The following is a 4,791-nucleotide window of genomic DNA, read 5'->3' as shown; positions in this document are numbered from 1 at the left end:
TTCCTGGATTACTCAAGTTCCTAGAAGATCCTGACTTTTCTGTTCGCAGGAGTGCAGTAGAGGCATTAGCAGACCTCAAAACGGAAGCTGCGATTCCTGAATTACTCAAATTGCTCGAAGATCCTGACTTTTCTGTTCGCAGGAGTGCAGTACAGGCATTAGCAAGCCTCAAAACGGAAGCTGCGATTCCTGGATTACTCAAATTGTTGGAAGATCCTGACTCTTCTGTTCGCTGGAGTGCAGTAGAGGCATTAGCTATATTTGAAAATCTCAATCTACAGGCCATTATGCTTCTCACCAAATTTTCATATGATTCAGAGGCAGATCTGAGAAGACGAGCAGTTCAGATTCTTGGAAATATAGATAACGAGGCGGTTATTGATCCGCTTATTAAAATCTTAAGAGTGAGGGGACCTGACTTACGGAAATTGGCTGCAGAAGGATTGGGGAGCATCTGCAGTGAAAATAGTGATGTGAGTCTATCCCGCTTAAACCAATCCTTGGTAATCATATCGTTAGCTGAAAGGCTTAACGATAGTAATGGTACTGTTCGCAAGGCCGTAGCTAAAGCGTTAGAAATGATTGATAATGCCAAAATCATAAATATTCTTCAGCGTAGGCAACAGCAGGCAGTATATGCCGAAATTAATACAGTTTTAGCGTCTATTCAAGAGCGTTTTGGATTCTACAACTATCAATTAACTGAGCCTCTTTCTAGGTCTTCGGAAATCCCAAAATATCTGCTTCAATCGTCTGATGTACTTAGTTCTAATCTGTCTACGAAAGTTATGCAAATCCTTCATCTTTCAGACCTACATATTTGCTCTCAAAAACAAGCTCAACTTTGGGGCAATCAAATAGCAGAAGACCTAAAAAATGAGTTGCAAATCACAACACTTCAGGCCCTTATTCTCTCTGGAGACATCGCCAACTATGCTTCTTCCGAGGAATATAACGCTGCTCAATCTTTTATAACTGCGCTTTGTCAAGAATTTCATCTCCAACCTGACCAGATTGTTCTTACCCCTGGCAACCATGATATTGATTGGGCTACAACTGATTGGAATAAAGCCGAAGATGTGGCTTATAAGCTCAAGCAACGTTCACATTGTCAACCTCAAGAACTAAAAGAAGGAAATTTTATAGAAGAAGGTCCTAGTTCAGCCTGGATTTGTGATGAAAACCAGTACTTTCAACGCTTTGCTAACTTCAGTACTTTTTACCAGGCCATTAAAGGCCAGCCTTACCCACTTAACTATGAGCAGCAATACACACTAGATTTCTTGCCAGCTGGTAATCTCCTCATCTTAGGTCTTAATTCTGCATGGCAGCTTGATCATCACTTTCGAGATCGAGTCAGTATCCAAATGGGTGCTCTAAGCAATGCGCTTACCGAACTTCGGCAGAGTTCACACCGATACGATAACTCCCTTAAAATTGCCGTTTGGCATCATCCTCTAAATAGCCCTGGGGAAGATCGCATCAAAGAACATGGGTTTTTAGAGCAACTTGCTGTGGCTGGATTCCGCTATTTTCTTCATGGCCATGTTCATCAGGCTAAAAACAATCTCTATCGCTACGATATGAGTCCAAAAGGGCGAAAACTCGACGGTATTGTTGCAGGAACTTTCGGGGCACCTACTCGAGAACTTATCCCTGGGTACCCGTGGCAATACAATTTGCTTACCATTGATAGCAATCAGCTTACCGTCCGGACCCGCCGTCGTGAAGAAGTGAATGGATCTTGGAAGCCTGATGCTCGATGGAGTCAAGGACCAGGACAATCCCCATTGGACTTTTACACGCTTGAGTTGTAGAGCACAAACTCTCAGGAGCAAGGCATGATATTGGTGCACTAAAAGGAAGAATAGGTTGCGATCGCATCGCCTAACTTCTGCTTCACTTCATCCACAGAGATCGCCCCTAACTCACCTGACGCTCGGGTGCGAATATTGAGGCTATTGGCTTCTACGTCCTTATCTCCAATCACCGCTAGACGATTCGTCTTTAAAGATTTCATCGAATAGAATACGCTTAACCCGGAAGTTAATACTGACCAGATGCTGAAACAGCTCGTCTAAATTTTCGATAGCAATTCGCTGATCTTGATAGAGCTTTTTGATAATGGCAAGAGTTCCTTTAACTTGAAGCCCCAGACGGTTAGCTTCTCGGCAAGCAGCAAAGTCATCTAAAATCACACAATCAGCGCTGAGTTCTAGAGCAAGGGTAATCGCTTCGGATTCGCCGCGCCCTAGCCTTTGATTCAGACTGTTTGCTAGGAGCGTCATCTGAACTGGATGAATGCGAATACTATTTTGAGAAAATATGTTTTTGAGGACAAGGCTAACTTCATCCTCTTTTGCTTGAATCTCGTCGCAAATAGCCTGTGGAGCAATATACTGATTCTCCTGTGCGAGGAAGGTCTCTAGTAGTTCCAGGCGAGTCAGAAAAATGAGAGGCGATGTATTGAAGACGATTTGCATTACCAGTTTTTTTCAGTGGCAAGATCGTCTTCAGTCAGATAGGAAAACTCAATGCCCATCAGATCTAAGATTTGCAGAAAGGCTTCTGGCTCAAGGCTTAAGATTTCAGCTGCCTTGCTAAGGCTAATTAGTCGAGCGGTGAGAGCACCGAGCACGAACAGAAATTCTTCTTTTTGCTCAACTCTTCTGAAGAGTCGAACCTCTGTGGCGATATTGTGAAGTAGTTCTTGAGTCACACTTTCTGATTCCTCATTCTAAAAGCACTTGAGACCTTAGTACGCTTGATCTCTCGTAAGAAAAGTCTGATTTGTATTACTTGCAAAAATTATTGATTACAATTCTTCATCTCTTCATGAGATGGGAGTTGACGAAATTCGAGCGTAATTTCTCCGATCTTAACGTTTTGGGTGCATTGGCTAGAAGGCAGAGAAAGTTGCGATCGCATCGCCTAACTTCTGCTTCACCTCATCCACTGGAATCGCCCCTAATTCCCCGGACGCCCGCGTCCGAATATTGAGGCTATTGGCTTCGACTTCCTTATCCCCAATCACCGACATCACTGGAATTTTGGCCTTCTCCGCATTGCGGATTTTCTTGCCTAAGCGATCGCCACTTTGATCGACTGAGACCCGCATTCCTCTAGCCTGCAACTCAGTAGCTACCTTCTCAGCAAAAGGCATATGGTCATCATTCACCGTCAACAACCGCACCTGTTCCGGTGCTAGCCACAAGGGAAAGACGCCAGCATATTCCTCGATCAAGATGCCAATCAACCGTTCTAAAGATCCAAAGGGAGCCCGATGAATCATAATTGGGCGCTGACGGTTACCGTCCTCTCCCATAAACTCTAGGTCAAAACGTTCCGGCAGGTTGTAGTCCACCTGCACCGTTCCCAACTGCCATTCTCGATCCAGGACATCCTGGAAAATAAAGTCCAGCTTGGGACCATAAAAGGCCGCTTCGCCAATGCCTTCAAAATGCTCCATGCCCAAAGTTTCCACGGCTCGGCGAATCGCATTCTGGGCTTTGTCCCAAGCTTCATCCGAACCAATATATTTGTCTGAATCTGGATCGCGGAAGCTGAGACGAGCTTTGAAGTTTTTAAGCTGCAGCTTCTCAAAGACAGAGAGAATTAAATCCACCACCTTTAAGAATTCATCATCCAGTTGATCGGGGGTGACAAATAAATGGGAGTCATCGACGGTAAAGCCGCGCACTCGTGTGAGTCCACCCAGCTCACCGGATTGCTCATACCGATAAACGGTGCCAAATTCTGCCAGCCGCATCGGTAGATCGCGGTAGGAACGCAACTCACTCTTATAGATCTGGATATGAAACGGACAGTTCATCGGCTTCATCACAAAGCCTTGCTCGGAACTGCGATCTGCATCGTTCTCACTCATCAGCGGGAACATATCTTCCTGGTATTTTTGCCAGTGACCTGACGTCTTAAACAGATCAACCCGAGCAATATGAGGCGTGGTCACCCCTAGATATCCTCGCTTGATTTGTTCTTGCTTGAGGAAGTCTTCGAGTTGCGATCGCAACAAGGTTCCTTTAGGTGTCCACAAGGGCAGTCCCGGTCCCACCAGATCAGAAAAGAGAAATAACCCCAGCTCTTTGCCTAGTTTGCGGTGATCACGGCGCAGGGCTTCTTCCTTCCGTCGCTTATGTTCTGCCAGCTGTTCAGGGGTTTCCCAAGCCGTGCCATAAATCCGCTGCAATTGGGCTTTGGTTTCATCCCCACGCCAATAGGCCCCCGCCACGCTTTCTAGAGCGATGGCTTTAGGATTCAAATCGGCAGTGGACTCCACATGGGGACCGGCACACAAATCCCACCACTGATCGCCTAGGTGATAGAGAGTAATCGGATCATCTAAATCCTCTAAAATCTCCAGCTTATAAGGTTCTCCCAAAGCTTTTATTCTTTTCTTCGCCTCTTCCCGACTCACCTCTTCCCGTTCTACGGGCAGCTTCTTCTTGATGATTTTGACCATCTCTTTTTTGATGGCTTTCAAATCTTTATCGGTAAAAGGTGTAGGGCTGTCAAAGTCATAATAGAAACCCGACTCAATCCACGGACCAATGGTAACTTGGGCACCGGGAAACAGCTTCTGAACAGCCATCGCCATCACATGAGAAGTCGTGTGGCGGATTTTCTTGAGTTGTTCGGATTCACTGGTCTTGGGTAAGTGAATCCTTTCAGGCTGTTGTTCAGGTTGCTGTTCAGCGGACATTGTGGATCTATTGTTTCAGCTAATTTTACGGACTTGTCCCATCTTATCGAAACCTTTGAAGGAATCACCGA

Annotated in this window: 5 protein-coding genes; 1 reads left to right on the top strand and 4 read right to left on the bottom strand. The window is 45.5% G+C overall.

Annotation, left to right across the window (positions count from 1 at the left end):
* The coding region (locus tag Q0991_RS23285; RefSeq protein ID WP_299493128.1) for a HEAT repeat domain-containing protein at positions 1–1,817 on the top strand (1,817 nt) is incomplete at its 5' end.
* Positions 1,818–1,855: 38 nt separating this feature from the next.
* Here Q0991_RS23285 and Q0991_RS23280 read toward each other — a convergent pair.
* The 4 genes from Q0991_RS23280 to thrS form a co-directional block, all read right to left on the bottom strand.
* Positions 1,856–2,020 (bottom strand): His/Gly/Thr/Pro-type tRNA ligase C-terminal domain-containing protein, encoded by a 165-nt coding sequence (locus tag Q0991_RS23280; protein ID WP_299493126.1) that lies wholly within the window; start codon positions 2,018–2,020, stop codon positions 1,856–1,858.
* A complete protein-coding gene (locus tag Q0991_RS23275; protein WP_299493124.1) occupies positions 1,977–2,483 on the bottom strand; it encodes a hypothetical protein in 507 nt (168 codons plus the stop codon). Before Q0991_RS23275 ends, Q0991_RS23280 begins: the two co-directional genes overlap by 44 nt.
* Positions 2,483–2,719, bottom strand: coding sequence for a hypothetical protein (locus Q0991_RS23270; protein ID WP_299493122.1), 237 nt, complete (start codon positions 2,717–2,719; stop codon positions 2,483–2,485). Before Q0991_RS23270 ends, Q0991_RS23275 begins: the two co-directional genes overlap by 1 nt.
* 180 nt (positions 2,720–2,899) lie before the next feature.
* Positions 2,900–4,720 carry a threonine--tRNA ligase gene (thrS, locus tag Q0991_RS23265; protein ID WP_299493120.1) on the bottom strand — a complete coding sequence of 607 codons (1,821 nt, stop codon included), beginning with the start codon at positions 4,718–4,720 and terminating at the stop codon, positions 2,900–2,902.
* Between the last annotated feature and the right edge of the window lie 71 nt (positions 4,721–4,791).

Source organism: Acaryochloris sp. IP29b_bin.137 (assembly GCF_028285745.1).
In the GTDB taxonomy this organism is placed as follows: Bacteria; Cyanobacteriota; Cyanobacteriia; order Thermosynechococcales; family Thermosynechococcaceae; genus Acaryochloris.
This window is presented reverse-complemented; position numbering and strand designations above follow the sequence as displayed.

What these genes read in the sequence shown, in the direction of transcription:
- Q0991_RS23275 (WP_299493124.1), bottom strand. Translation starts at nt 2,483, where the DNA reads ATGCAAATCGTCTTCAATACATCGCCTCTCATTTTTCTGACTCGCCTG.
- thrS (WP_299493120.1), bottom strand. Translation starts at nt 4,720, where the DNA reads ATGTCCGCTGAACAGCAACCTGAACAACAGCCTGAAAGGATTCACTTA.
- Q0991_RS23280 (WP_299493126.1), bottom strand. Translation starts at nt 2,020, where the DNA reads ATGAAATCTTTAAAGACGAATCGTCTAGCGGTGATTGGAGATAAGGAC.